The sequence below is a fragment of the Streptomyces sp. NPDC001980 genome, from assembly GCF_040296885.1.
GTDB lineage: Bacteria > Actinomycetota > Actinomycetes > Streptomycetales > Streptomycetaceae > Streptomyces.
Genome location: NZ_JBEOYD010000018.1, coordinates 146,197 through 172,784, shown reverse-complemented (window position 1 = coordinate 172,784; position 26,588 = coordinate 146,197). Strand labels below are relative to the sequence as shown.

Annotated in this window: 22 protein-coding genes; 9 read left to right on the top strand and 13 right to left on the bottom strand. The window is 73.1% G+C overall.

The genetic code is table 11. From position 1 onward, the window contains the following. The first annotated feature begins 258 nt into the window (after positions 1–258). Complete coding sequence (locus ABT137_RS26995) at positions 259–867, top strand: TOPRIM nucleotidyl transferase/hydrolase domain-containing protein (protein ID WP_351713239.1); 609 nt, start codon at positions 259–261, stop codon at positions 865–867. A gap of 10 nt (positions 868–877) precedes the next feature. Here ABT137_RS26995 and ABT137_RS26990 read toward each other — a convergent pair whose 3' ends face one another. Beyond that, a complete protein-coding gene (locus ABT137_RS26990) occupies positions 878–1,732 on the bottom strand; it encodes an LLM class F420-dependent oxidoreductase (RefSeq protein WP_351713237.1) in 855 nt (284 codons plus the stop codon). Between the two features lie 226 nt (positions 1,733–1,958). On the opposite strand from ABT137_RS26990, the gene ABT137_RS26985 reads away from it, so the two are divergent. Beyond that, positions 1,959–3,131 carry a right-handed parallel beta-helix repeat-containing protein gene (locus tag ABT137_RS26985; protein ID WP_351713235.1) on the top strand — a complete coding sequence of 391 codons (1,173 nt, stop codon included), beginning with the start codon at positions 1,959–1,961 and terminating at the stop codon, positions 3,129–3,131. Between the two features lie 73 nt (positions 3,132–3,204). On the opposite strand, the gene ABT137_RS26980 is transcribed toward ABT137_RS26985, so the two are convergent. Together ABT137_RS26980 and ABT137_RS26975 are read right to left on the bottom strand one after the other, a co-directional pair. Beyond that, a complete protein-coding gene (locus ABT137_RS26980; RefSeq protein WP_351713233.1) occupies positions 3,205–5,736 on the bottom strand; it encodes a hypothetical protein in 2,532 nt (843 codons plus the stop codon). 236 nt (positions 5,737–5,972) lie between these two features. Then, a complete protein-coding gene (locus tag ABT137_RS26975) occupies positions 5,973–7,031 on the bottom strand; it encodes a chitinase (RefSeq protein ID WP_351713231.1) in 1,059 nt (352 codons plus the stop codon). 198 nt (positions 7,032–7,229) lie between these two features. Between ABT137_RS26975 and ABT137_RS26970 the strand changes: the two genes are divergently transcribed. Then, the gene (locus ABT137_RS26970; RefSeq protein WP_351713229.1) at positions 7,230–8,270 is read left to right on the top strand and encodes a C40 family peptidase; all 1,041 of its coding nucleotides are present in this window, start codon (positions 7,230–7,232) and stop codon (positions 8,268–8,270) included. Positions 8,271–8,283: 13 nt separating this feature from the next. Here ABT137_RS26970 and ABT137_RS26965 read toward each other — a convergent pair whose 3' ends face one another. Both ABT137_RS26965 and ABT137_RS26960 read right to left on the bottom strand, forming a co-directional pair. Then, positions 8,284–8,946: a response regulator gene (locus ABT137_RS26965; RefSeq protein ID WP_351713297.1), complete on the bottom strand. Its 663-nt coding sequence runs from the start codon at positions 8,944–8,946 to the stop codon at positions 8,284–8,286. A gap of 103 nt (positions 8,947–9,049) precedes the next feature. Beyond that, complete coding sequence (locus ABT137_RS26960) at positions 9,050–10,366, bottom strand: sensor histidine kinase (protein ID WP_351713227.1); 1,317 nt, start codon at positions 10,364–10,366, stop codon at positions 9,050–9,052. A gap of 190 nt (positions 10,367–10,556) precedes the next feature. Between ABT137_RS26960 and ABT137_RS26955 the strand changes: the two genes are divergently transcribed. From ABT137_RS26955 to ABT137_RS26945, 3 genes are read left to right on the top strand one after another with little or no spacing between them, the layout of a single operon-like run. Next, complete coding sequence (locus ABT137_RS26955; RefSeq protein WP_351713225.1) at positions 10,557–10,796, top strand: hypothetical protein; 240 nt, start codon at positions 10,557–10,559, stop codon at positions 10,794–10,796. Beyond that, on the top strand, positions 10,793–11,542 hold the full coding sequence (locus ABT137_RS26950; RefSeq protein ID WP_502984581.1) for an ABC transporter ATP-binding protein: 750 nt from the start codon (positions 10,793–10,795) through the stop codon (positions 11,540–11,542). The genes ABT137_RS26955 and ABT137_RS26950 overlap by 4 nt, the downstream gene beginning before the upstream one ends. A 2-nt stretch (positions 11,543–11,544) precedes the next feature. Next, positions 11,545–14,103, top strand: coding sequence for an FtsX-like permease family protein (locus tag ABT137_RS26945; RefSeq protein WP_351713219.1), 2,559 nt, complete (start codon positions 11,545–11,547; stop codon positions 14,101–14,103). A gap of 196 nt (positions 14,104–14,299) precedes the next feature. On the opposite strand, the gene gnd is transcribed toward ABT137_RS26945, so the two are convergent. Then, on the bottom strand, positions 14,300–15,739 hold the full coding sequence (gene gnd / locus ABT137_RS26940) for an NADP-dependent phosphogluconate dehydrogenase (protein ID WP_351713217.1): 1,440 nt from the start codon (positions 15,737–15,739) through the stop codon (positions 14,300–14,302). 91 nt (positions 15,740–15,830) lie between these two features. Further along, entirely contained in the window at positions 15,831–16,796 is a 966-nt protein-coding gene (locus ABT137_RS26935; RefSeq protein ID WP_351713215.1) for a quinone oxidoreductase family protein, read from the bottom strand. Between the two features lie 96 nt (positions 16,797–16,892). On the opposite strand from ABT137_RS26935, the gene ABT137_RS26930 reads away from it, so the two are divergent. From ABT137_RS26930 to ABT137_RS26920, 3 genes are all read left to right on the top strand, one after another. Continuing rightward, the gene (locus ABT137_RS26930; RefSeq protein ID WP_351713213.1) at positions 16,893–17,357 is read left to right on the top strand and encodes a MarR family winged helix-turn-helix transcriptional regulator; all 465 of its coding nucleotides are present in this window, start codon (positions 16,893–16,895) and stop codon (positions 17,355–17,357) included. Between the two features lie 88 nt (positions 17,358–17,445). Continuing rightward, positions 17,446–18,396, top strand: a complete 951-nt coding sequence (locus ABT137_RS26925) for a M23 family metallopeptidase (protein WP_351713211.1) — start codon at positions 17,446–17,448, stop codon at positions 18,394–18,396. A gap of 75 nt (positions 18,397–18,471) precedes the next feature. Next, complete coding sequence (locus ABT137_RS26920) at positions 18,472–19,419, top strand: glycoside hydrolase family 26 protein (RefSeq protein WP_351713209.1); 948 nt, start codon at positions 18,472–18,474, stop codon at positions 19,417–19,419. 33 nt (positions 19,420–19,452) lie between these two features. Here ABT137_RS26920 and ABT137_RS26915 read toward each other — a convergent pair whose 3' ends face one another. From ABT137_RS26915 to ABT137_RS26890, 6 genes are read right to left on the bottom strand one after another with little or no spacing between them, the layout of a single operon-like run. After that, positions 19,453–20,850: a zinc ribbon domain-containing protein gene (locus ABT137_RS26915; protein WP_351713207.1), complete on the bottom strand. Its 1,398-nt coding sequence runs from the start codon at positions 20,848–20,850 to the stop codon at positions 19,453–19,455. Further along, positions 20,847–21,416, bottom strand: coding sequence for a phage tail protein (locus ABT137_RS26910; protein ID WP_351713205.1), 570 nt, complete (start codon positions 21,414–21,416; stop codon positions 20,847–20,849). Before ABT137_RS26910 ends, ABT137_RS26915 begins: the two co-directional genes overlap by 4 nt. 28 nt (positions 21,417–21,444) lie before the next feature. Next, on the bottom strand, positions 21,445–23,406 hold the full coding sequence (locus ABT137_RS26905) for a putative baseplate assembly protein (RefSeq protein ID WP_351713203.1): 1,962 nt from the start codon (positions 23,404–23,406) through the stop codon (positions 21,445–21,447). 5 nt (positions 23,407–23,411) lie between these two features. Further along, complete coding sequence (locus ABT137_RS26900; RefSeq protein WP_181806072.1) at positions 23,412–23,855, bottom strand: GPW/gp25 family protein; 444 nt, start codon at positions 23,853–23,855, stop codon at positions 23,412–23,414. 40 nt (positions 23,856–23,895) lie between these two features. Continuing rightward, entirely contained in the window at positions 23,896–25,806 is a 1,911-nt protein-coding gene (locus ABT137_RS26895) for a VgrG-related protein (RefSeq protein ID WP_351713201.1), read from the bottom strand. Next, entirely contained in the window at positions 25,806–26,528 is a 723-nt protein-coding gene (locus ABT137_RS26890; protein ID WP_089100301.1) for a CIS tube protein, read from the bottom strand. The genes ABT137_RS26895 and ABT137_RS26890 overlap by 1 nt, the downstream gene beginning before the upstream one ends. Positions 26,529–26,588: the final 60 nt, after the last annotated feature.

Below are 26,588 nucleotides of genomic sequence, written 5' to 3'. Positions count from 1 at the left end.
CCGGAAGGCGGCGGCGCCGCGGATATTCCGTGGCACCGCCGCCGGACCCGGGCGGAGACTCGTCCCATGACGGACACGCCGGACGCGGCGCACGCAGCAGACGCGGCGCACGCAACAGACGGGACGGACGCGACAGACGGGACGGACACAGCAGGTTGGGCGGCCGCAGCAGAGGGAGCGGCCAGGGCAACCGCGGCAGCTGGGGCAGCCAGGTCGGCAGCCGGGGCAGCCGCAGCGCCCCCGACGCGAGCGCCGGACATGGCCGCCTTCCGGGAAGCCGTCCGCGTCTGGGCCCGCGGCGGTCCCGAGGCGCCCGCGCGGGAACTCGCCGGCCTGCTCGGCGTCCGGGTCGCCGTGCTGCTCGAAGGCCCCAGCGACCTCGCGGCCGTCGACGCGCTGGCCGCCCGGCGCGGCCGGGACCTGGCGGCCGAAGGGGTCTGCGCGCTGTCGATGGGCGGGGCGATGAACGTCGGCCGCTACGCCCACCTCCTCGGGCCGACCGGCCTCGGCCTGCGCCTGACCGGGCTCTGCGACGAACGCGAACGCCCCTACTACACCCGCGGCCTGGAGCGGGCCGGCGGCGCACCGCACGGCATCTTCGTCTGCGCGGCCGACCTGGAGGACGAGCTGGTCCGCGCCCTCGGCCCGCCGCGCGTCGCCGAACTCGCCCACGCCGAGGGCGACCACCGCGCCCTGCGCACCTTCCTGAACCAGCCCGCCCAGCAGGGCCGTACCGCGCAGCAGCAGTTCCGCCGTTTCCTCGGTACCACGTCGGGCCGCAAGATCCGTTACGGCCGGGTCCTCGTCGAGGCCCTGGACCCCGACCGGGTACCCGCACCGCTCGACGCCCTGCTCACGGCTCTCTGAGCCCCCGGGCCTACGCGCCCCCCAGCTTCAGCGCTCCCGCCAGCGCCCGGTACCCCGGCAGCGGGTCGGCGCCGTCGGCGTGCAGCAGCTGCACCGCCACGTGGTCGGCGCCCGCGTCCAGATGGGCCCGGACACCCGCCGCGACCCGGTCCGTGTCGCCGTGCACGAAGAGCGCGTCGAAGAGGCGGTCGCTGCCGCCGTCCGCGAAGTCGGCGTCGTCGAAGCCGAGGCGGCGCAGGTTGCCGACGTAGTTGGTCAGGCCCAGGTAGAAGCCGAGCGTGGCGTCGCCGATCGCGCGGGCCTCGGCGGGGTCGGTCTCCAGGACCACCTTCTGTTCGGGGGCGAGGAGCGGTCCGGCGCCGAGGAGCTCACGGGCCCGGCGGGTGTGCTCGGGGGTGACGAGGTAGGGGTGCGCGGCGGCCGTGCGCTCGCCGGCCAGGCGCAGGACGCGCGGGCCGAGGGCCGCCAGCGCCCGGCGGGCGGCCGGGACACCGCCCGCGTCGAGGACGTCCAGGTAGTCGTTGAGGGCCTCGTACGGCCGGACGAACTCCTTCGTCGCCTCCGGGTGGCCGGCGCCGATGCCCAGCAGGAAGCGGTCGGCGTGGCGGTCGGCGATGCGCCGGTACGCGCGGGCGACCCGGTCGGCCGGGTTGGACCAGATGTTCACGATGCCGGTGGCCAGCACCAGGCGGTCGGTGGCGTCCAGCAACCGTTCGACTTCGGTCAGGTCCGGGTCGGTCACGTTGCCGAGCCAGAGGGTGCCGTAGCCCAGGCCTTCGAGCGCGACGGCCAGTTCGGGTTCGGTCCGGTCGTGGCGCCACACACCGATGGCGCCGAGGTCGATCTTGCGGGGGATCTCGTCCATGAACCGGGCAACGGAGGGGTCGAGACCCGTATTCCGATCGCTGTCGAAATACCCCCGAAGAGACCCCTCGGGGTCACACCCTTGAACTGCCCTTACATACATGACTATTGACGCGCACGCGCCACTCTCCTAGCTTCACTGGAAAGCGCTTACCGCAAGCGCTTTCTGAAGCGCTTCCCGCAACGCATTCCGCAAGGTCCCGCACGGAGACGAACGGAGACGAACGATGCACGTGAGACCAGTCATCGCGGCCGTCGGCCTGCTCGCCGGCACGCTCGTCGCACTGTCCGGCGGCCCCGCACAGGCCGCGTCCACGGTGCTGTACGTGTCGCCGAGCGGCACCGACAGCGCCGCCGGCACCCAGTCCGCGCCGACCACGCTCACCTCGGCGATCAGCCGTATCGCCGCCGGCGGCACGATCTACCTGCGCGGCGGGACGTACAACTACTCCGCCACGGTGACCATCCCGGCCGGCGCCAACGGCTCCTCGGGCGCGCTCACCACCCTCTCCGCCTACCCGGGCGAGACCCCGGTGCTGAACTTCTCGGCACAGAGCGAGAGTTCGTCCAACCGGGGCATCCAGCTCTACGCCAATTACTGGCACCTGTACGGCCTCACGGTCGAGCACGCCGGCGACAACGGCATCTACGTGGGCGGCAGCAACAACGTCGTCGAGCGCGCCGTCACCGCGTACAACCGCGACACGGGACTGCAGCTCGGCCGGATCTCCTCCAGCACGCCCAGCAGCCAGTGGCCGGCGAACAACCTCGTCGTCAGCTCCGAGTCGCACGACAACGCCGACAGCGACGGCGAGGACGCGGACGGGTTCGCGGCCAAGCTGACCACCGGGACCGGGAACGTCTTCCGGTACGACGTCTCGCACCACAACATCGACGACGGCTGGGACCTGTACACCAAGACCGACACCGGAGCCATCGGACCGGTCACCATCGAGTACTCGCTCTCCTACGGCAACGGCACGCTGAGCGACGGCAGCCAGAGCGGGGACGGCGACCGCAACGGCTACAAGCTCGGCGGCGACGACATCGCCGTGAACCACGTGGTGCGGCACGACATCGCCTACGGCAACGGCCATCACGGCTTCACCTACAACAGCAACCCCGGCACGATGACCGTCTCGAACAACGTGGGCATCGACAACGCCGAGCGCAACTTCTCCTTCGACAAGGGCACTTCGGTGTTCCGGACCGACACCTCGTGCCGGTTCGCCGTCGACGGCTCCAACGACAAGACCGTCGGCGACGCCGACAGCTCCAACCAGTTCTGGACGGGCACCAACGGCTCCCGGTGCGCCTCCTACGCGGGTGCCCTCGGCTGGTCCTTCGCCTCGTCCGGCAAGCTGAACGTCAGCTTCGGCGGGACGGTCGTCAACCCCTAGCACCCCGGAACACGGTTCGGCCCGGGCATCCACAGGGTGTGGACGCCCGGGCCGGACCGGCGGCGCGCGGGACTCAGTTCCGTACCGTCAGGTACAGCCAGCCGCCCCAGGTGTCCGCGTTGCTCGTGTCCTTGGCGCTGTGGACGTACTCCGTCCGCACCCGGAACCGCTGGTTCACCGCGTGGGTGAGGGCCAGGTGGGTCACTCCGGTGCTCCCGGGGGCCATGGAGAAGCAGGACGACGTGGTGAGCGTGTGCCAGGCGCCGCTGTAGTACTCCTGGGCCTGGAACTTCATGCACTGCCCGGACTTGTCCGGCGTCACCGTGCCGACCACCTGCGGCTGCACGGTGTGGTGGTAGACGCGGTAGGTGACCCCGCTGTAGGTGGTGCTGGTGTAGGAGCTGCCCAGCTTCTCCGCGATCTTCACCTGGGTGGCGGCGGAGTGGGTGGCCGTGGCGGGGGCGTAGCGGTAGTCGCCCGCGAAGGACGCCGTGTAGACGGTGTTGCGGGTGGGCTTGTACGTCGCCTTCAGATTGCCCTTGCTGTCGACCGTGCCGGTCTTCAGCAGCGTCTTCTTGCCGCCGGCGGGCGTGGCGTAGACCGAGACCGTACGGCCGTTGTACGTGGTGCCCAGGTGGGCGGTGACGGTGGCCGTCGCGTCGTACGCGTACGTCGACTTGTCCGTGCTGACCGTGACCGTCGACTTGGCACGGGACACCTGGACGATCGCCGAGGCGGTGGCCGGCTGATGGGCCGCGTCGCCCGGGTAGCTCACGGTGTACGTGTTGGCACCGCCGACGGTCGGGGTGTCCTTGACGGTGATCGTGCCGTCGGCCGCGACCGGGGCGGTCCAGGTCGCCGGAGTCGTGGTGTGGGCGGCGTCGGTGCGGGTGACGGTGACCTTCTCGCCGGCGGGGTAGGGGGCGTCGCCGAGTTTGCCGGTGAAGGACAGGGCGGCGGCGCGGGTGGCGGTGGCGGGGGCCTTCAGGGTGAGGGCCGGGGTGTAGGCGGAGACCGTCAGGCTCGGGTCGTCGGCGCTCGGCTCGTGGGTGGCGTCACCCGCGTAGGAGAGGTGGTAGGTGAACCACCCGGCCGCCTCCGGGGCGTCGGTCACCGTGAACTCCTTGGTGGCCGGGTCGACGGTCACCGAGGGGAGCTGGACGGTCTCGTGGGTGTCCTCGTCGATGCGGGACACGTCGATCGTGGTGCCCTGCGGGAAGCTGCCGAAGCCCAGTTCGGCGGTGAGCGTGCCCTTGATGACGACCGAGTGCGGGCTCGCCGAGTCGATCTCCGGGGCGGCGACGGTCGTGGGCAGCCGTGCCACGTACACCTTCAGTTCCGCCGTCGCGGGACGGTGGGTGGCGTCTCCGGCGTACGACACCTGGTAGGTGTACGTGCCCGCGTCCGGCCGGGTGTCGCTGATGCTGAACGTGCCGTCGGCGCCGACCGTGGCGTCGGGCAGGGGCTCGCCGTCCCGGGTGACCTGGAGGGCGGCGCCGGCCGGGAGGAAGCCCCTGGTGTCGAGGGCGCCGGTGAAGGTGAACTGCTGGGTGGGGACCGCGTACTGCGGCGGGTTCAGGGTGACGGTGGTGTCGCTGAGCTTCGCGGAGCCGAGGACGTCGAGGGTGTAGGCGCCGGAGGAGTCCTTGGTGACGGCGTAGAGGGTGGTGCCGTCGCCGCCCCACGCAAGGCCGTCCGGGGCGACGGTGGTGCCGGAGGGGAAGGTGTCGTGGTTCTCCGCCAGGGTGGAACCGGCGTAGAGGTAGAGGCCCGCGGTGCTGGCCGAGGCGATCGTGCCGTCGGTGTCGATCGCGAGCGAGGCCGGGCCCACGGCGCCGGTGTAGTACGGGGCGGGGTTGGCACGCAGCAGGTCGGAAGTGCGGTAGATCTCCAGGGCGGGCTGCTGGATGGCGGCGAGCAGGACCTTGGCGCCGTCGCCGGTGACCTGGAGCCCGGTCGCGGTGCCGCCGTAGACGTCCGTGTCGGCCTTGGCGGTCGCCGTGCCCGAGGAGACGTCGAAGGTCGCCACGTGGCTGAGGCTCTGCAGCGGCTCCTCGGCGGCGAGCACTCCGCCGCCGGCCGCCAGCAGCGGCGGGACCGACCAGTGGGACAGCGTGGGCGTCGACACCGTGCCGGACGCGTCGACGGAGCCGATCGCGCCCTTGCCGTCGGCCGTGTAGCCGTACCAGACCTTGCCGCCGGCCACCGCGACGGAGACGGGCGCGCTGCCGGTGCCGGTCGCGTAGCGGGCGGTCTCCGTCAGCGTCGCGGTGTCGATGGCGGCGACCGCGTCACCGTCGGCGAGGGCCGCGTAGAGGGTCGAGCCGTCGGCGGAGAGCGCGAGGCCCGTGGCGCCCTGCTCGTCCGTGATGGTGGTGACGGGGGTGCCGGCCAGGTCGGTGACCACGATGCCGGTCGTGCCGGTGCCCTGGCTGAAGAAGAGGTGCTGGTGGGCGGTGTCGGCCACCATGTGCGCGTAGTGCGACAGCGGCAGTGCCGCTGTGCTGCCGGCCAGTGCGGCGGGTGCGGTGAGGCCGACGGTGGCGGTGGTCAGCACCGCGACGACGGATGTCGCCGCCGAGAGCGAGACCTGCTTGAGGCGCATGGAGCTCCGGGGAACAGGATGATCGGAAGGTGAGGTGGCTGTGCGGACGATAACCGGCCCCGGTGGCCGGATCGTTGTCCGAAAACCTGATCTTCGCCATGATCCGGCAAAGACTCCGGCGCGCGCATCCCGTCGGCCGTTCTGCGCATCCCGTCGTCCGATCTGCACATCCCGTCGGCCGGCCGCGGCCGCCGGCGCGGTGGGCGCCGGCGGCGTCGGCGTCTGACGGCGGGTGCCTACCGGCGCGGGCCGCCGAAGCGGGCGAAGGTGTGGCTGAAGTACCAGGGGTCCTGGGCTATTCCGGAGCAGGCGTTGGCGCCGCCGGTGCCGACGCAGTCGCCGTTGTCGCGCTGGAGGGCCCAGAAGGAGAGGGTGTCGATGCCCTGGGCGGCGGCCCAGCGCTCGACCGTCGCGGCGTTCTGGGTGGTGAAGGTCTCCGCGGGGCCGAAGTCGTCGATGCCGGGCATCTCGGTGACGCCGACCATGCCCCACAGGTCCTTGGCGCTCTTGTGCGGATAGAGGGCGTGGAGCTGGGCGTGCAGGCCGTCGGCGGCGGTCTTCGTGTCGGCGGCCATGTCGTGGGCGGCGCCGTCGTAGTAGTCGAAGGTCATGATGTTGACGACGTCGACGCGCGCGTGGTTGGCGACGGCGTTCTGGAGGACGGCCAGTCCGCTGTCCGCGAGGCCCTTGGTGGTCGTCGGCAGGGTGTAGGAGAACTGGAGCGGGCGGCCGGTGCGTTCGGCCCAGTGCTCGGCCTTGGCGATCGCCTTGTTGCGGCGGTCGATTCCGGCCGCGTTGGCGAGGGAGTCCGCCTCGATGTCGAGGTCGATGCGGCTGATGCCGTACGTCGTGACGAGCTTCTCGTAGACGCCGGCGATGGCGTCCACGTCGGTGCAGCTGTCGGCGAGTTCGGTGCCGGTGGTGTCGGCGGCGTAGCCCCCGAAGGAGGGGATGGCGTTGCCGCCGCGGGCCTGGAGGGCGGCGATGTCGGTGCCGAAGGTCGCCGGGTCGACGGGCTGGGTGGCGTCGCCGTTCCAGTCGGCGGTGCAGGAGCCCGCGGCGGGCGTCTGGAGGAAGGCCAGGGTCAGGTACTTGTTGCCGGACTCGGCGGCGAGCGCGGCGGGGCTCTCGCCGGTCCAGGCCTCGAAGTAGGGGGCCGCGACGTGGGCGGGCATGGGCTTCACGTGGTGCGAGGCGGCGTGCGGATCGGCGTGCGCGGCGCCTGCCCCGAGGGCAACGAGCGCGGCGGACAGGGCGGTTGCGGGCAGGGCGTGCAGGGCACGAGTGCGTCTCATGAACGCCCATAGTTGGACTAGACCAATTGACTGTCAAGGTTCTTTACAACCAGCAGACCTTTCCGTTCGATGCGACGTCAGGAGGCGGTCACCTCCGGTCAGTTCCGGCCAAGAATTTTCATGCGAAGATTTGAACTGACCATAAGAGAGTCATTAGGGTCTGTTGCCCGAACCCCTGCTCGGAAGGAGCTCGCCTCCGTGGCGTCCCACCGTCGTGCCAAGCAGCCGGGCCGTGCCCGTGTCACCGTGCTCACCTCCGCCGCCGCTGCCGCCGTGGCCCTCAGTTCACAGGCGGCCAACGCCGCGCCCGCCGAGAAGCCCAGCAAGGACGAGGTCAAGTCCCGGGTCGACAAGCTGTACGAGGAGGCCGAGCAGGCCACCGAGAAGTTCAACGGGGCCAAGGAGAAGCAGGAGAAGCTGCAGAAGCAGATATCCGCGCTCCAGGACTCGGTCGCCCGCGGGCAGAAGGAGCTGAACGAACTCCGGGACGGCATCGGCTCCATGGCCACCGCCCAGTACCGCAGCGGCGGCCTCGACCCGTCCCTCCAGCTGTTCCTCTCCTCCGACCCGGACAGCTACCTGGACAAGGCGTCCACCCTCGACCAGCTGAGCAGCCAGCAGGTCGAGACGCTGAAGAAGATCCAGGCCAAACAGCGCGAACTGGCCCAGGAGCGGACCGAGGCCACCGGCAAGCTCAAGGACCTGGCCGCCACCCGCACCGAACTCGGCAAGAAGAAGACGGAAGTCCAGGCCAAGCTCGCCGAGGCGCAGAAGCTGCTCAACAGCCTCACCGCCGCCGAGAAGGCCGCCCTCGCCGCCGACCAGGACCGCGCCAGCCGCTCCGCCAGCGAGCGCGTCGACCTCGGCAACGACACCTCCGCCACCGGCAGGGCGGCCGCCGCCTTCGCCGCCGCCAAGACCAAGCTCGGCACCCCGTACGTCTACGGCGCCACCGGCCCGTCCTCCTTCGACTGCTCGGGCCTGACCTCCTGGGCCTACGCGCAGGCCGGCGTCTCCATCCCGCGCACCTCCGAGTCCCAGTCGACGATCGGCACCAAGATCTACTCGACGTCCGACCTCCAGGTCGGCGACCTGGTCTTCTTCTTCAACGACCTGCACCACGTGGGCCTGTACGCGGGCAACGGCCAGATCCTGCACGCCCCGCGCACCGGCACGGTCGTCCGCTACGAGTCGATGTCCACCATCGGCGGCCCGTTCATGTTCGGCGTCCGGGTCTGACCGGCCCGGCGGGTCACCGCGTGCGCGCCCGGGCGTCCTCCAGGTAGTGCAGGACCGCCGCCACCCGGCGGTCCACCCGGTCGGCCGGGGACAGGTCGAGCTTCGCGAAGATGGACCGGATGTGCTTGTGGACGGCGCCGTCGGTGACGACGAGCCGTTCGGCGATCGCGGAGTTGCCGAGGCCCTCCGCCATCAGCGCCAGCACGTCGCGCTCGCGCGGGCTGAGCCGCTCCAGGCGGGTGTCCTGGCGGGACCGGGTGAAGAGCTGGGCGACCACCTCGGGGTCGATCGCGGTGCCGCCGCACGCCACCCGGTGCAGGGCGTCCAGGAACTCCTCGACCCGGCCCACCCGTTCCTTCAGCAGATAGCCGAGCCCGCCCACCCCGCCGGTGAGCAGCTGGGTGGCGAAGCTCTGCTCGACGTACGCCGACAGGACGAGGACGGAGAGACCGGGGTGGCGGCGCCTGGCCTCGACGGCCGCGCGGATGCCCTCGTCGGTGTGCGTGGGCGGCATCCGGACGTCGAGGATGGCGACGTCCGGCGCGTGCGCCTCGACGGCGTCCAGCGCCTCCTCCGCGGTACCGGCGGTGGCGGCCACGTCCATCGACTCGGCCCGCAGCAGCAGGGCCAGTCCCTCGCGGAGCAGGGGATCGTCCTCGGCGATCACGATCCGCAGGGACGGGTGTACGCCGTCGGGCACTTCCGCGCCGCCGGGCGCAGGTGCTCCGCCGGGCGCTGGTGCCTCGCCGCGTGCAGGTGCTCCGCCGTGCACTGGTGCTTCACGATCCACTGGGCAGGTCCACTTCCAGGGTTGTCGGACCGCCGGGCGGGCTGGCCAGGCGGAGGGTGCCGTCGTGGGCCGCGATGCGGCGGCGGATGCCGGTGAGTCCGGAGCCGCCGGCCTCCTCGGCGCCGCCCCGGCCGTCGTCGGCGACGGTCAGGCGCAGCCGCCCGCCCCGGGCCCGGACGGTCACAGTGACCGACCGGGCGCCGCTGTGCTTGGCGACGTTGGTGAGGGCCTCGGCGACGACGAAGTAGGCGGTCGCCTCGGCGGAGGCGGCACAGCGTTCGGGCGCGTCCACGTCGATCCGGCAGGGCACCGGACAGTCGGCGGCGAGGCCGGACAGCGCGCCCGCGAGCCCCCGGTCGTCCAGGACCGGCGGCAGGATGCTCCGCGAGACCGTGCGCAGTTCGGCCAGTGCCTGTTCGGCGGCGGACTGGGCGCGCTCCAGGATCTCGTCGGCGCGGGACGGGTCCCGCGCCACCTGCCGGCGGGCGGCGCCGAGCAGCACGGTGACGGAGACCAGCCGGTTCTGCGTGCCGTCGTGCAACGCCCGCTCGATGCGCCGCAGTTCGGTGGCGTGGGCGTCGAGCGCGGCGGCCCGGGTGGCGGTGAGTTCCGCGACCCGCAGGGAGAGGTCCTGGTCGGGTCCGGCGGCCAGCAGCCGTCGTCCGGGGTCCGCCTGGAGCCGGGCCATGCCGGGGGTGAGGCCCAGGATGACGGCGACCGCCCCGATCCCGAACGCGCAGACGGCGAAGGCGTCCGCCCAGGAGTGCGCGACGCCGTAGCCGAAGGAGGTGGCGGTCGTGTCCCCGGGCATGAACCGCCAGTACAGCGGGAACGCCGTGTCCCGTACGGCGGACAGCGGCAGCAGGAACCCTGCCAGGCCCAGCAGCAGGCCGGCCGTGCCGTGCCGGGCCAGCCAGTGCAGTTCCCGCCGGGTGGTGGGGTCGGCGAGGGCGAGCCGCAGCCGGGTCGGCGGGGCCGGCTCCGGGGCGACGACCTCGGGGCCACGCCGGCCGAGCCGTCCGCGTTCCCGGCCGGCCAGGGCGTGCAGTGCGCGCAGCAGCGGGGGCGCCAGGAGCAGCCCGGCGCCCAGCGGCGCGGTCACCGCGGCGGCCGCGAGCAGCAGGAGCAGGGCCAGGGCCAGGGCGGCCGTACCGAGCCCGCCGACGAGCTCCACGAGCGCCCCGCCGGCGGCCCGCACCGTCCGCCCGGCGACGGCCCTCAGCCCCTCACGCCCGAACTCGCCCCCGGCCTCGCTCTCGCCGCCGCCCTCGTCCGCGCGGTCCGGCCGGGTGCCGGTGACAGCCATCCGCAGCCCCTCCTCTCGACACGAACGACCCTAGGGGGTACCGCAGTTCGCCGGGTCCCGCAGCCCCGGAAAGTACAGCCTGCTGTACCTGCGATCCGGCGGCACACGGGATCGGCCGAGGGCGGTCACGGTCCGTAGCGTCGGGGCCCGTACCCCACCCAGGACGTCGGCCCCCAGCAGGAGGTTCCCCGTGGCCCACCCCGACCCGTACCGCATCACCGGCACCCCGCCCGCCGACCGCCGGGGCGGCACGGCCGACGGCGTGGACCTCACCCGCGCCCTGCTCTGGTCCCTGCTCGTCCTGAGCGCGGCCGCCAACATGGCGACCTCGTACGGCGGTGTCGACCCGTGGATCAACGTGGCCTGCGGCGTGGTGACCCTGCTCAGCGCGGGTACCCTGGTCGTGCGCCGGCTGCGCGGCCGCCGGTGAACGCGACCGTGACGGACACCGCCCGCCGGGCCCCGGCCATCGCGCTCGCGGGCGTCGGCAAGACGTACGCGGGCGGGGTACGGGCCCTGGACGACGTGTCGCTCACCGTGGAGCACGGCACCTTCCTCGCGGTGATGGGCCCCTCCGGCTCCGGCAAGAGCACGCTGATGCACTGCGCGGCGGGCCTGGACGCGCCGACGTCGGGCAGCGTCCGCATCGACGGCCGGGAGATCGCCGGGCTGAACGAGACGAAGCGCACCGAACTGCGCCGGGAGCGCGTCGGTTTCGTCTTCCAGGCCTACAACCTGATCCCGTCCCTCTCCGTCGAGGACAACATCACGCTGCCGCTGCGGCTGGCCGGCCGCCGCCCCGACCGGGACTGGATCCGCACCCTGGTCGAACGCGTCCGACTGGCCGACCGGCTCCACCACCGTCCCGCCGAACTCTCCGGCGGTCAGCAGCAACGCGCCGCACTGGTACGGGCGTTGGCCGCGCGCCCGGCGGTGGTCTTCGCCGACGAGCCGACCGGCGCCCTCGACCTGCGCAGCGCCCACCAGGTCCTCGACCTGTTCCGGGACCTCGTCGACGACCTCGGCCAGACGGTCGTGATGGTCACCCACGACCCGGCCGCCGCGGCCCGCGCGCACACCGCGCTGGTGATGGCCGACGGCCGGGTCGTCGAGGCCCTGCACCAACCGATGGCGGGCCAACTGGCCGCCAGGCTCGCCGCGTTGGGAGACCGCTAGCCATGTTCCGCTTCGCCCTGTTCGGCTTCGCCCTGCGGATGGCCGCGCACCGGATCGCCTCGCTGCTGGCCGTGGCCTGCGCGGTCCTGGGCGCCGCCGCCCTGATCACCGCGACCGGGGTGCTGGCCGAGTCCGGGCTCCGCTCCCAGCTGCCCCCGGGCCGCCTCGGCGGCGCGGACGTCGTGGTCGCCGCCGATCAGGAGTACCACGTCTCCGGCGACCTGCCGATCGCGCTCCCCGAACGGGCCACCGTCCCGGCCGCCCTCACCGCCCGCCTGGCGAAGCTGCCCGGCGTCACCCTCGCCGTCGGCGACCTCGGTTTCCCGGCCGCCGTGACGGACGCGCGGGGCCGCCTGCTCCCGGCCGCCGACGGCCAGGACCCGGCGGCGGCCGGGCACGGCTGGTCCTCGACGAAGCTGCTCGCCGGCGCCCGCGTCGAGGGCCGCGCCCCGGCGGCCCCGGCCGAGGTGGCGGTGGCCGCGACGACCGGCCTGTCCGTGGGCGACCGGGTCCGGGTCACCGCCGACGGCCGCGCGGCCACCGCCTACCGCGTCTCGGCCGTGGTCCACGCCCCGGACGCGGGCGTCTACTTCACGGACGGCAGGGCGGCGGAACTGGCGGCCCGCGCCGGCCCGAAGACGGCCGCCGCGCGCACCCGCACCGTCGATCTCATCGGCCTCCGTACCCGGCCCGGCGCCACCGGCCGGGTCGCCTCGGCGGTGCGCGCGGCGGTGGCCGGGACCGGCCTGCAGGTCCTCACCGGAGCCGACCGCGGTACGGCCGTGGCCCCCGGCGTCGGCTCCGCCCGTTCCCTCCTCGTCCTCCTCTCCAGTTCCCTCGCCGGGATCGTCCTGCTGATCACCGGGTTCGTGACGACCGGTGCCCTGGGCGTGGCGATCGCCGGGCAGCGCCGCGACCTGGCGCTGATGCGGGCCGTCGGCGCGACCCCGCGGCAGATCCGGCGGCTGGCGGCGGCCCAGTCGACGGCCGTGGCCGCCGTCGCCCTGGTCCCGGGCGTCGCCCTCGGCTACCTGCTGGCCGGCCGCTTCCGCACCCTGCTCGTCCACCGGGACGTGCTCCCGGCCCAACTCCCCCTCACCCTCAGCCCGTTCCCGGCCCTGGCCACCGTCGTGCTCCTCCTCGCGGCGGTCCGGGTCTCGGCCCGCTGCGCGGCCTGGCGCACGTCGAGGATGCCGGCCACCGAGGCGGTCGCCGAGTCCCGCAGCGAGCCCCGCACCCCCTCCCGCCCCCGCACGGTCGCGGGCCTGCTCCTGATCGCCGCCTCCGGCGCCCTCTCCGTCACCCCGCTCCTGCAACGCACCGCGATCGGCGCCTCCGCCACCTCCATCGCGGGCATCGTCGCCGCGATCGGCCTGGCCCTGGCCGGCCCCGCGCTGGTCCGGGCGGCGGGCGAGGCGGTCGTACGACGGTTGCGCCCCGGGGTGTCCGCGCCGACCTGGCTGGCCATGTCCAACGTCCGGGCGTACGCGCAGCGCGTCACCGGAGTGGTCAGTCCGCTCGCCATGGCGGTGGTGTTCGTGCTGACGTACACGCTCGCGCAGACCACCGTGCTGGCCGCGACCGCGGACGACACCCGCACCGGGACACTGGGCCAGTACCGGCTGACCGCGGCGGCCCTCGGCGGGCTGCCCACGGACACGCTCACCGAGGTACGGCGGCTGCCGGGGGTCCGGGCGGCGGCCCCCGTCGGCACCACCACCGTCGTCTGGCCGTACCGCATGTTCGACGACACCGAGACCGAGTCCGCCGCCGCGCTGATCCTCACCCCCGCCGCGCGGGACGTCCTCGACCTCGGCGTGACCCGGGGCAGCCTCTCCGCCCTGACCGGTGCCACCGTCGCCGTCAGCAGCGAGGTGGCGGGTCCGCGCGACGCCGAACTCGGCGCCCGCATCAAGCTGTTCCTCGGCGACGGCGCACCCGTCGAGGCGACGGTGGTGGCCGTCTACGACCGCGGGCTCGGCTTCGGCCCGGTCGTCCTCTCCCACGACCTGGCCGCCGGGCACACCACGTCCGGCCTCGACCAGAGCGTCCTCGTCCGCACCGACGGCACGGCCACCGCGGAACGCGGGCTCACGGCGCTGACCGCCGCCCGCCCCGGCCTCGCCCTGTCGGACACGGCCCCTCAGGCGGGCGCGGACACCCCGCCCGAGGTCTGGGTGAACCTCGCCGTCATCGTCGTCCTGCTCGGCTACCTGCTGCTCAGCATCGCCAACCGGCTGGTCGCGGCAACCGCCCAGCGCCGCACGGAGATCGCCGCGCTGCGGCTGGTCGGTACGACGCCGCGGCAGGTCCTCGCGATGATGCGGAGGGAGGCCGGGGTGATCGCGGTCGCGGCACTCGTCTCGGGGGCGGCGCTGTCCGCGGTGCCGCTGGCGCTGCTGGGCGAGGGCTTCCTGTCCCGGCCTTGGCCGGCGGGCCCGGTGTGGCTGTTGCCTGCGGCGGCGGTGACGGTCGTGATGACGGCGTACGTCACGATCGAGCTGCCGACGAGAAGGGCACTGCGGGTGCCCCCTGCGGAGGCAGTCAGGGTGGGTGCCTGAGAACACTCGTGACTACAGCGCCCCGTCAGGGGCGCGGGGAACTGCGCGATCAACCACGACGAAGCGTCGGACCGCTGACGGCATTTCGTGGCACTCTCGGCCGTGCCACCGTCCGGCGGGTGTCGGAACGTGGCCCGCTGCGGGCCCGTCGTGGCTTGTCGCGCAGTTCCCCGCGCCCCTAAAGGCAAAAGCTTGCTCAGCCCTCTGTTTCAGGGCGGCCCTCGGTCGCCCAGTGGGTGTGGAAGGCGCCCTCTCTGTCGACGCGGCCGTAGGTGTGGGCGCCGAAGTAGTCGCGCTGGCCCTGGAGGAGGGCCGCGGGGAGCCGGTCGGCGCGGAGCGTGTCGTAGTGGGACAGGGCCGCCGAGAACGCCGGGACGGGAATGCCCCGGCGGGCCGCGGACGCGACCGTCTCCCGCCACGGCACCTGCGCGTCGGCGATCTCCTTCGCGAACTCCTCCTCGGCCAGCAGGCTCACGAGGTCCGGGTCGGCCCGGTAGGCCGCGCGGATCCGGTCCAGGAAGGACGCGCGGATGATGCAGCCGCCCCGCCAGATCCGGGCCACCGCCCCGAGGTCGATCTTCCAGCCGTACTCGGCGGCCGCGTCCTGGATCATCGTCCAGCCCTGGTCGTAGGCGATGACCTTCGAGGCGTACAGGGCGTGTTCGACGCGGGAGGCGAAGCGGTCGGCCTCGGTGGCGCTGAGCGGGGGCGTGGTGCCGCCGGGCAGCCCGGCGTAGGCGGCGCGCAGCGCGTGGCGGCCGGAGGCGGCCCGCGCGAACGTCGCCTGGGCGATCGCGGTGACCGGGGAGGCCAGCTCCAGCGCGGTCTGCACGGTCCAGCGCCCGGTGCCCTTCTGCCCGGCCGCGTCGGCGACGACGTCGACGAAGGGCGCGCCGGTGGCGGCGTCGACGTGGGCGAGGACGTCGGCGGTGATCTCGATGAGGTAGGAGCCGAGCCGGCCGCCGTTCCACTCCCGGAAGACGTCCGCGATCTCGGCCGGCGCGTACCCGCCCACCTGGCGCAGCAGGTCGTAGGCCTCGGCGATGAGCTGCATGTCGGCGTACTCGATGCCGTTGTGGACCATCTTCACGAAGTGCCCGGCGCCGTCCGCGCCGACGTGCGTGGCGCACGGCTCGCCGCCCACCTTGGCGCTGATGTCCTCGAACATCGGCCCGAGCACGGCGTACGACTCCGCGGACCCGCCCGGCATGATCGACGGCCCGTGCAGCGCACCCTCCTCGCCGCCGGAGACGCCGACCCCGACGAAGTGCAGGCCCTTCTCGCGCAGCGCGGCCTCGCGGCGGCGGGTGTCGGCGAAGTGGGCGTTGCCGCCGTCGATGACGATGTCACCGGGTTCGAGGAGCGGCACGAACTCGTCGATGACGGCGTCGGTGGCGGCGCCCGCCTGGACCATGATCATGAGGCGGCGGGGGCGTTCGAGCGCGGCGACGAACTCGGCCGCGGTCTCGGCGCCGACGAAGTCGCCCTCGCTCCCGTACTCCTCGATCAGCGCGCGGGTGCGGGCCGGGGTGCGGTTGTGGACGGCGACCGGGTAGCCGTGCCGGGCGAAGTTCCGGGCCAGGTTGCGGCCCATCACGCCGAGGCCGGTCACGCCGATGGCTGCGGATGCGTTCACGGGGGGACTCCGTTCTGCGGACACGTGCTGTGCCCGGAGGTACGGGTGGACGGCGGGCGGGCGTTCAGTTCCGGGACGATCACCTGGACGCTCAGCTGGGGGATGTGGTGAACACCAGGCGCCGGCCGGGCTCGACGGGGGCGGTCCAGGCCTCCTCGACGTCGGCGAGCGGCACCGGCCGCGCGTCGGCCGTGAGGGTGCCCCGGGTCAGTTCGGTCATCAGGGCCGGCAGTTCGGCGACGATGCCGCGGGCGGTGACCGAGCCCTGGCCGCTGCCCATGAGCCGCAGGTTCGCCGCGCGCAGCACGGCGGAGGGGAGGGCGATCTCGGGGCCGGCCGTGGCGCCGATCTGGATCCAGTCCAGCGGGGCGCTGCGGTCGGTGCGGCGGGTGAGGACGGCCGGGAGGGCGCGTTCGGTGGGCGTACCCCAGGTGTAGTCGAGGACGACGTCGACGTCCGCGGCGGCCTCGCCGAGCCGGGCGTCGGCCTGGTCCGGGTCGCCGGCCAGGGAGACCACGTCGGTGGCGCCGAGTCCGCCGAGCAGGTCCAGGCGTTCGGGGTCGCGGCCGGCGGCCACGACCCGGTCGGCGCCGAGGTGCCGGGCGATCTGTACGGCCATCCGGCCCGCGTTGCCGGTGGCGCCGAGGATCAGAATGCTCCGGCCGGTCTTGAAGGTGATCCGGCGGCGCAGCGCCACCCAGGACGACATGGCGGGGTTCATGGCCGCGGCGACGGTCAACGGGTCGGCGCCGTCGGGCAGCGGGACCGCCCGGCGCGGGTCGAGGACGGTCCGCTCGGCCATGGTGCCGGGGTCCCCGTCGTCGGCCACGAAGTACACGACGTGCCCGTCGGGCAGGCGGCCCACGCCGTCGACGCCGGGGATCAGGGGGAGGCGGCCGTCGCTGGTGTAGTGGGTGCCGGCGGCACCGGAGCGGACCCGGGGGTGCAGACCGGCGGCGATCATCTCCACCGGCAGCCTGCCCTCGCCCGGCTCGGGGGCGGGGAACTCCTCGAAGCGCGGCGGGCGCTCGAACGAACGGACCACGGCAGCATGCATGTCGACTCCTTAGTTCGTGACACCAATTAAATTAGTTGGCACCACGTACCAAGTCAAGTAGTTGGGAACGCGTACTAATGCTCGTAGGATGGGACCATGCAGAACAAGCCAACCGCCGAAACACCGGGCGCGGACGAGGACATCGAGGACCTGGGACTCGTGGACGGCCTCGCCCAGCTGTCGTTCCTGGTACAGGGCGCGCTCGGGAAGGTCGCGGCGGAACACGGACTGTCGGTCGTCCAGCTGCGGCTGCTCGGCGTGCTGCGCGACCGCACGCCCGGCATGCAGGAACTCGCCCACCACCTGGGCCTGGACAAGTCCAGCATGACCGGCCTCGTCGACCGCGCGGAGCGCCGGGACCTGGTCCGCCGCACCCCCGCACCGCACGACCGGCGCAGCTTCCTGGTGTCGATCACCCCGCAGGGGCGGCAACTGGCCCGGCAGTGCGAGGCGCTCGCCGACCGGCAGCTCCGGGACCTCGCGGCCCACCTCACCGACGCCCAGCGCGCCCATCTCTCGCTGCTCGCGAGCGCGGTGGTGAACCACCACAGCCGACTCTGAGCCGGGCCGATCATCCGAACAGGCGAAAGTCGTGGCGCCGGGCGCGTGGGGCCGCCGCCCGGCGAGCCGGTCGTCAGAGGATCCGAGGATGCGAACGGATGATCTACGGCTGCTCACCGCCGCGCTGGTGCTCCTCCTGACCGGCGCGTTCCTCACCACACCCGCCAAGGCCGACCAGCGCCCGGCCCACTGCGCCTTCGGCCCGCGCAGCACCCTGCCCGCCACCGCCCACAAAGCCGGCACCGACCGCGCCGGCGGTGTCCGCCGCACCCGTCACGCCGATCGCACCGCCCTCTGGACCGCGCCCACCGTCCGGTACCGGCTCTCCGCCCGCTACGCCGCCAAGGGCCACCTCTGGAAACACCGGCACACCGGCCAGGACTTCGCCGTCGACGCCGGTACGCCGGTATACGCCGTCGGCCCCGGCCGCGTCGTCTCCGCGACCTGCGGCGACGCCTTCGGCAACCAGGTCGTGATACACCACCCGGACGGCTACTACACCCAGTACGCCCACCTGTCCGTCATCAACGTCCGCTGCGGCCAGCGCGTCTCGACGGGCCAGCGGATCGGCGCCGCCGGTTCCACCGGCAACACGGACGGCCCCCACCTCCACTTCGAGGTCCGCACCACCCGGCACCTGGGCTCCGAGGTCCCGCCGCTGCCGTGGCTGCGGCACCACGGCGTGAGCGTGCCCGGAACGCCGTCCCCGGCACATCCCCGCCCGGCCCCGAGCGCCGCGGCCACCGCGAGCGCCGCGGCCACGGCGGCCGCTACGGCCACTGCGGCCGCGAGTCCGGCGCCGTCGACCGGCACGTCGAAACCCACGTCGTCAACGGCACGGACGAGGAATGCCCCGCCGGGGCACGGCCGGTCGGCGAGGCCGCACAGAATCCCGCAAACGCACGGAATCCGGAAGCCGCACGGAACCCCGGCGTCGCAGGCGACCCCGACGCGCCAGGGAACCCCGGTGAAGCTGTGGCTCCCGACGACGATGTGGGATCCGGCGGCACTGTGGAACCTGACGGCACGTCGGCCGTAGCACGGCGGATGCGCACAGGGTCACGGTATGACCACATGGCGTGGCGCCTGTGCGCAAAGCGGCCAGACTGCCTCCATGGCACGTCTGAGGTTCCTGTGGGTCGCCGTGCTGGTCGCCCTCCTGCTCCTGCCCGTATCCCGACCGGAGACCCCGCGACCCGCCGCACCCGGGCCCTTCGGGGCGTACGTCGGGTACGGCGCGGACGGGGTACGGCGGGTGACGGCGCTCGGGAGCTGGCTGCGGGACCGGCCCCGGGTCGGGCACACCTACCTGCCCGGTGACGTGTGGCGGAACATCGAGGGCGCCCCGGACTTCGTACGGCTGTGGGCCCGGTGGCGGCGGGCCGAACCCGACCGGCTCCTCGTCCTCAACGTGCCGATGCTGGAACACACCGAGGCGCACGTCCCGGACGCCGAGGTGCGCCGCCAACTGCGGCTCGGGGCAGGCGGCTCGTACGACGTCCACTTCCGCGCCCTGGCCCGCCGGCTGGTCGCGGTCGGCGCCCCGGACACCGTCGTCGTGCTCGGCTGGGAGATGAACGGGGACACGTACACCCATCGCTGCGGACCGGACCCCGCCGCCTGGCGGGCCTACTGGCGGCGGATCGTGACGGCCATGCGGTCGGTGCCGGGCGCCCGGTTCCGGTTCGACTTCACGCCCAACCGGGGCCGGGACGCCGTCCCCTGGACCACGTGCTATCCGGGGGACGGGTACGTGGACGTACTGGGGATGGACGCGTACGACGCCCCGCGGGGGATGTCCTTCCAGGAGCAGGTCGCCGAGCCGTACGGGCTGCGGGCCCAGGTCGACTTCGCCCGGGCCCACGGCAAACCGGTCTCGTACCCCGAGTGGGGGCTGTACGAGAACGGCGACGATCCGGCGTACCTGCGCTCCATGCTGGACTGGTTCGCGAGCAGCCGCCCGCTGTACCAGACGATCACCGACTACTGCCCGCACGGCGTGTGGCAATGCCGCGGCAATCCCAGGTCCGCGGCCGTGTACCGGTCACTGATGAGAAGCTGACCGGCCTCGGCCGCACAGGAAGTACCAGGAGTACTAGGAGTTCGCGCTCGACGGGCCGAAGAACTCGATCTCGGCGATGGCCACCTGGGTGCGGGCCGACGCCTGGTACGACGAGTCGATCGTGAAGCGGACGGAGACGACGTCCGCCGCCCGCAGGTCGCGGGTCTGGCCGCCGGCCGCCTGGTCGAGGGTCAGTTCGCGGGTCACGGTCTTGCCGTCGGCGGTCTTGATGGTCGCCGTCATGCGGTGCGGCAGGGCCGACTTGTTCAGCTGCTCGGTGTGCTTCGACTCGCCGGAGGTGATGACGACGTTCAGGAGCCGGGTCGGCTCGTCGAAGTGCGCCTCGACCCACTCGCCCTCGCCCGCCCCGGCGATGCCCGGGCCCCACCACGTGTTGTTCAGCTTGTCGAAGAGCAGGGCCGGCTTGTGGCCCGCGTACGCGCGGGAGGCGCGGTAGCTGTCCGGGGAGACCGGGGCGCGCTTGGCGAAGTGGTCGCGGGTGGCGCTGACCGCCTTGGGCGTGTTGATCGCCAGGACCGTGACGCCGGTGAGGACGACGGCGGCGACGATCCAGGTGACGACGCGGTCGAAGGTGCGGCGGAGGCGGGGGCGGTCGCCTGCCCACGGGGTCTCTCTGTTGCGGAAGTCGAAGATGCGGCGCCACCAGGGGCGGGGGGCCGCGGGGCCGGTCTCGGGGTGGCCGGCCATGGGCATCGCGCAGCGGGTGCAGAAGTGGCGGTCGGGGCGGTTGGGGGTGGCGCACCAGGGGCAGGGGGTGCCGCCGTGGGCGCCGAGGTCCTCGCCGGGGGCGCGGACGGCGGCGGGGCGTTGGGGGGTGGGGCGGCCGGGGAGGACGGGGGCGACGGCTTGGGGGGCGGGGGCGGGGGTGGGCTCGTTCACCGGGATGAGGAGGCGGCGGGCCCGGTCGTGGTCGGAGGTGGGGGTGGGTGCGGGTGCGGTCTGTGGGGGCTCGGCGATGCCGTCGGCGAGCTGCGGGTGGGGGGTGGGGAGGGGGGTGGTTTCGGCTGTGGGTGAGGTGGCGGTGAGTGGGGGCTGGTCGCGCCCACGCGGCGGCAGCTGCACATCCGATTCAGCCCCGCGCCCCTGAAGGGGCGCTGCCGTGGCCGGTGCTGACAGGTCGCCGTGGCCACCCTGAAGAGGCGTGTCCCCGTGGGCGCCTGCCGGGGCTGTGGTCGTCGTTGCCCGGGCGTCTCGTTGGGGGAGGCCGGTGCCGCCGTCTCTGCGGGTGAAGGCGTCCCATCCGGGGGCGGCACCGGAGTCGGGGACCGGGGTCGGGGTGGGGGCCGGTGGCTGGGGGGCGGGCTCCTCGTGGGTGCCCGCCCAGCTCAGGACCGCGCCGCACGCGTCGCAGAAGGACTGGCCCGGTTCCGCGACCGTGCCGCACTCCGTGCAGTTCCGGTTGGTCGTCATCGCTGCGGGGTCCTTTCGGCGGACGGAGAAGAAGCGGTCACCTGGACCGTGTAGGGCATGTGAGCGGGGCGGGCGGCGGCCACCAGGTGTTCCAGGCGGACCTCGTCGGCCGGGGTGGGGGCGGGAAGCGTGAGGTGGACGTGCAGGCCGGGGCGGGGTTCGCCGGGGAAGGGGCCGAGCGGGCGGGCGTTCCAGTCGGCGCCGCCGCTCTCCGTGATCTCCGGTGCCACGCCGAAGGCCAGCCGGACCGTCTCGGACAGGCCCCAGCGGGTGCCCCGGATGCGGTGCAGGTAGGCGGCCGCGGCCACGGCGGCGCGGAGCAGGGGCTCCGATTCCGTGCCGTCGGTCTCGGCGCCGACCCAGGTGCCGAGCCACTCCGCGAAGTCCAGCGGGGCCAGCGCCGGGTCGAAGTAGCTGGGCAGGCAGTCGAGGACGTTCGGGATCGGGGCGATCACGTCGTCCAGGCCGGCGACGAAGCGCAACGCCAGGTCGTCGTCGGCGAAGACCGCGGGGAGCATCGCGCCGATGGGGACGGAGGAGCCGAGGCCGTCGATGGAACCTCTCAACGGACGTCTCCTGTCGTGTCGTTGACGGTCATTCGCCGATCACCCGGACCCGGTGGTCGTAGGAGAAGACCAGGGACGGGGCGTCCAGGTCGATTCGGTCGGTCGCGTCGCCGCGCTTGCCGGTCAGCGGGTCGGCGGGGTGCAGGACGACCTCGTCGACGAGTTCGATGCCGGGGACGCGCTGCAGCACCGCGAAGATCTCACCGGACTGCACCGGGCGCCCGAACGGCCAGCCCTTGCCGTCCGCGCCGCCGGTCAACGGGTCCAGGTGGCGGTAGAGGGCGTCGTGGGCCTGGCGGCGGACCCGGTCGACGTCCACGCCACGGAAGGCGTGCACGGTGGCGACGACCGTGACGCCCTGGTAGAAGGGCGGGCCGACCGCGAGCCGGGTGCCGATCAGCCGGCGTTCGTCCAGGTAGCGGGTGATGCGGTCCAGCAGGGCGTCGCCGGGCACGAGTTGCTCGAAACGGAGCCGGCCGCCCGGGTCGGAGACCGCCTGGGGTACCACCAGAACCCGTACCGCGTACGACCCGTGCTCGCGCTCCTCGCCCTCCAGGCAGGTGATCCGGGCCGTCTCGGGCGCGGCGCGGCGGGCCAGCTCCTCGTAGTCGCGGAGGGTCACCGCCCGCTCCTGGGCGCGCAGCGTGATCGGCGCGCGCACCTTCGCCTCGGCGACCGTCTCGCCGTCGACCCCGCCGCGCGCGGCCTCCCGGTTGACCACGTCCGCGACGTACGGGATGGAGGAGCGCAGGATCTGTACGGCTCCCCGGGCCACGTTGCCCGCCCGGCCGCCGCCGGTGCGGTAGCGGCGGGCCCGGATGACCGCGCCCTTCGGGGCCACCGCGCCGTACTGGCGCAGCGAGCCGTCCGGTTCGCGGACCGCGGGGCCGAAGGCGATCTCGCCGGTGGTCGCGTCGAGGGTGAGGTGCCGGTCGTACGGCCCGGAGGCCGCGAAGTGCGGGACGACCTGCCAGTCCACCCAGCCGCCCTCGCCGTCGTGCTCGGCGGTCTGCAGGAGGAGCGGCGGGTTGTCCCCGACGACGGGGGCGTGGGCGAGCCTGAGGCGCTGGCCGGGCAGGCCGGTGGACTCGCCGAGCGCCTCGTCCTCGACGGTCTCCGCGTGCACGGCGGCCGTGGTGCCGCCCACCGTGCAGGCCTCGACGAACCGGACCGTCGGGGAGGTGGTGTAGAAGGGCTGGTCGGAGTGGGGTTCGGTGACCCGGCAGCGCAGCCAGCTGGCCTCCAGGCCGCCGTTGCGGGACAGCACATGGCCGCCGGGGACGTGCAGGACGACCTCGCCGGGGCGGTTGAGGCCGCCGGTGCCGTCCCGGTCGACCTCGCACTCCCGCCAGCCGTCCTCCGTCCACGCCTCCCACACCAGCGGGGGCTGCCGCGGGTCCACGCCGACACCGTCGACCCGGCTGTCCAGGTCCAGGGCGACCGCGCAGTGCGGGACGGCGGCGGAGAGGCCGAGCAGCATGCAGTCACCGGGGTTCGGGGACTCGGTGAAGCACAACAGGTCCTTGCCCTCGGCGAGTTCGTGGGTGAGGTCGACGACGGCCGCACCGTTCTGCTGCCGCAGCAGGTGCCGCAACTCGCTCGGCACGATGGTCAGTTCGCGCTCGGTCGCGAAGACCACCGCCTCCTGCGTCTCGGTACGGCGGGTCGCCACCTCGGTGCCGACCGGTACCGGAACCGCCTCCTCCTGGGCCGCCGACAGCCAGAACGTGACCTCCGTACGGGCGGCGGACGGCGGGAACAGCGTGATGCCGACCAGGTCCAGGAAGGCGAGGTGGTTCTTCTCCGGGACCCGGTTGAGGCGGTACACGATCTGGTCGGCCATGTGCGCGACCGTCTCCACCAGCGTGATGCCGGGGTCGGAGACGTTGTGGTCGGTCCACTCCGGGGCGCGCTGCTGGATGTAACGCTTGGCGTCGTCGACGAACTGCTGGAAGCGGCGGTCGTCGAGGTTCGGGGAGGGCAGGGCCATCGGGATCAGCGGTCGCTTTCGGAGGAGTCCGGGGAGGCGGGGGGCAGGTCCGGCTCGTCGTGGGAGGGGATGACGTAGAAGGGGAAGACCAGGCTGCGCGGGTTGTTGGTGCCGCGGATCGAGTAGCGGACGTCGATCATCAGCACGCTCGGGTCGGCGCCGGTGGTGACCTCGACGTCCTCGACCTCGATCCGCGGCTCCCAGCGGTCGAGGCTGGCGTGCACCTCGTGCTGGATACGGCCGGCGGTCTGCTCGTTGACGGGGGCGAAGACGAGGTCGTGGATGGCACAGCCGAACTCCGGCCGCATCGGGCGTTCGCCCGGGGCCGTGGAGAGGATGAGGCGGATGGCCTCCTCCACCTCCTTCTCGCCGCTGACCAGCGCGATGCCGCCGGTGGGTCCGATCCGCAACGGGAACGACCAGCCGGAGCCGACGAACTGCTCTGCCATCAGCCCCGCACCCGCCCCTCCGGGAAGTCCTGCCGCCCGCTCATGCCGGAAGCACCATCACCGTCAGGCCGCCCATCATCAGGTTGCCCAGCACCGGCACCTCCGGGGCCTGGATCGCCACCGTGGCCAGGGAGCTGATCGCGACGGCGGCGTTGCCGCGCAGCGACAGGGCCGCGTTCGCCATCACGTTCACGGCGGCGGCGTTCACGGAGACCGCGCCCGCGGGCGCCTTGATGTCGACGAGTTCCGCGCTCTGCAGGGACAGCGGTCCCCCGCTCCTGATGCTGAGCGCGCCGCCCGCCTTCAGGGACAGGTTGGCGCCGGCCTCGACCGACACCGACCTGCTGCCCTTGATGGAGACGCTGCCCTTGCTGTCCACGGTGATCTCGGTCTTCTGCCGGTCCAGGAAGACGGTGAGTTTGTCGTCGCCGCTGGCCAGCCGGACGCCCTGTTTACGGCCCCGCTGGTCGAGCAGGTCCATGCGGTTGCCGACCCGGTCGGAGACGGTGTGCCGGGTGGCCCGGCCGCGCATGCCGTCGTGCAGCGGCACGTCCTTGACCCTGGTCGGTTTGTCCTTGCCGTTGTAGAGGCCGCCGATGACGTACGCGTGGTCGAGGGCGCCCCGGTCGAAGGCGACGAGCACCTCGTCACCGACGTCCATCGGGAAGACCCCGCCGCCGCGCACCCCGCCCCACTGCATGGTCCGGGTCCAGTCGCTGACGTACGTGTCGTCCAGCCACGGGAACTTGAGCTTCACCCGCCCCTGCTGGAGCGGATCCTGCACGTCGGTGACGAGGGCCTGCGCCACACTGAGCTGCCGGTCGCTGCCGGCGTCCCCGCCGCCGCCCGAGGCGACGCCGTAGAGCGAGCGCCACTGGCGGCCGCTGACGGTCACCCAGGTCTCGTAGTGCTTCGCGTCGCCGAAGACGTGCCGTACCGAGGTGACCGTGTACTTCCCCTCGAAGGGGTCCCCGACGTCCGCGAGCGCCACCGGAACCCCGGGCCGCAGCTTCGGGTTGCCCCGCACGACCACCTCCACCTCGGCGAACGTCGACGTGACGTCGTCGGAGAGGGCGTCGGCCGCGTACTTCACCTCGGTCTGCTTGTCGTACGGCGTGCGCGTCTCGACCAGCTTCGACGTCTTGAACTCGCCGGCCGCCGCGCCCGGGGTGGTGCCGATGCTGTAGCCGGTGTTGGAGGCGGGGGTCGCGGTCGCCGTGAGCGTCTTCTTCGTCCGTACGTCCCAGCCGCGCGACTCGACCTTGTTCACCTGGTCGGAGGCGGTGACCGCGGTGCGCAGCCGCAGGATGTCGTGCCGGGCCTTCAGCACGAACGGGCTCTTGTCGCCGTCGGTCTGCGGCGAGGGCGCCCCGGAGGCGCTCTTCTGCTTCACGAACTGGAACTTGCCGTCGGCGTCCACCGACATGACCATCTCGTTCTCGTCGGCGAGCCGGGCCAGGAAGTCCCAGTCGGTGACGTTCGACTGGCTGATGAACTCGTAGACGGTCTTGGTGGCCTGGATCCGCCCGATCGGCACGCCGTCCTGGGCGGCCAGTTTGCGGGCGATGTCGGAGGCGGTCTGGTTGCGGTAGGCGACGACGCGGCGCTGCCGCATCAGCCGGAACCCGTAGTCGTAGCCCCGGACGACCGCGTAGCTACCGGTGCCGTCGTACTCGGCCTCCATCCCCGTGACCTCTCCGGTGAGCAGGGGGTCGCCGCTGCCCTGGCCGTCGGAGACCGGCGTGATCACCACCGGGGTGCCGAACTGGACGCCCAGTTTGCCGAGCAGCTTCCGGTCCTGGTCGCGGAAGGTCAACTGGAAGACGGCGGGCACCCCGAGGCCCTGGTCCACGTGGGCGTCGACGAGATACCGCCCGTACTCCGAGGTGGCGGTCAGCTCCTTGCCGCCGATGACGACCTTGATGACGTTCGAGAAAGCATGTTTCACCATCAGGACCGCACCTCCTCGGCGGCCGGCAGCACCAGTTCCGTTCCCGTGGGCAGCCACCCCGGGTCGTCGATGTCGTTCGCGTCCGCGATCGCCCGCCAGGCGGCCGCGTTGCCGTACTCCCGCCAGGCCAGCGACTGCAGCGAGTCCCCGGCGACGACCCGGTGCACGCGCTGCGCGGTGAGCGCGCCGGACGTCGGGTTCTGTCCCGCGGTCTTGCTCGGGATCTCGTGCAGCTGGAGCCGGCAGCTGGCCCGGATCGGCATCCCGCTCGTCCCGAAGAGGGAGTAGGAGACGTCGGCGGAGGCCACGTACGCGGTGAAGTTGGCCGTCGAGAACGAGCCCCACTGGAAGACCACCCAGGGCGGCGACGGCTGCTTGGCCGCGATGCTCTTGCTGGTGACCTCGCAGCAGGCCAGCAGCGACTCCACCTTCTTCATCACGTCGTTGCTGTCCGGGTCGTCGGACCGGTCCAGGAAGATCTCCACGCTCATCTCGCGCGGGTGGGTGCCGAGGAACTCCGGCAGCGCGCCGTCCCGTTCGATCGGCGCCGCCGACGACTTCCAGTCCGCCCGGCGGGCGATCGACAGCTGCGCCGGGTTGAACTCGAAGCCGAACGTCTTGATGATGCCGCCCGGGCTGGTGCTGGTGCCCACGGGCGGCTCGTGAATCGCGAGGGTGGCCCGCACGAGGCTCTTGCCGGCGCCCCGGCTGCTCCTGGCCATGATCTGATCTGCCTCTCTCGGTCCGCTCGGTCAGCTCTGCCGGATCTGCCGGCTCTGTCA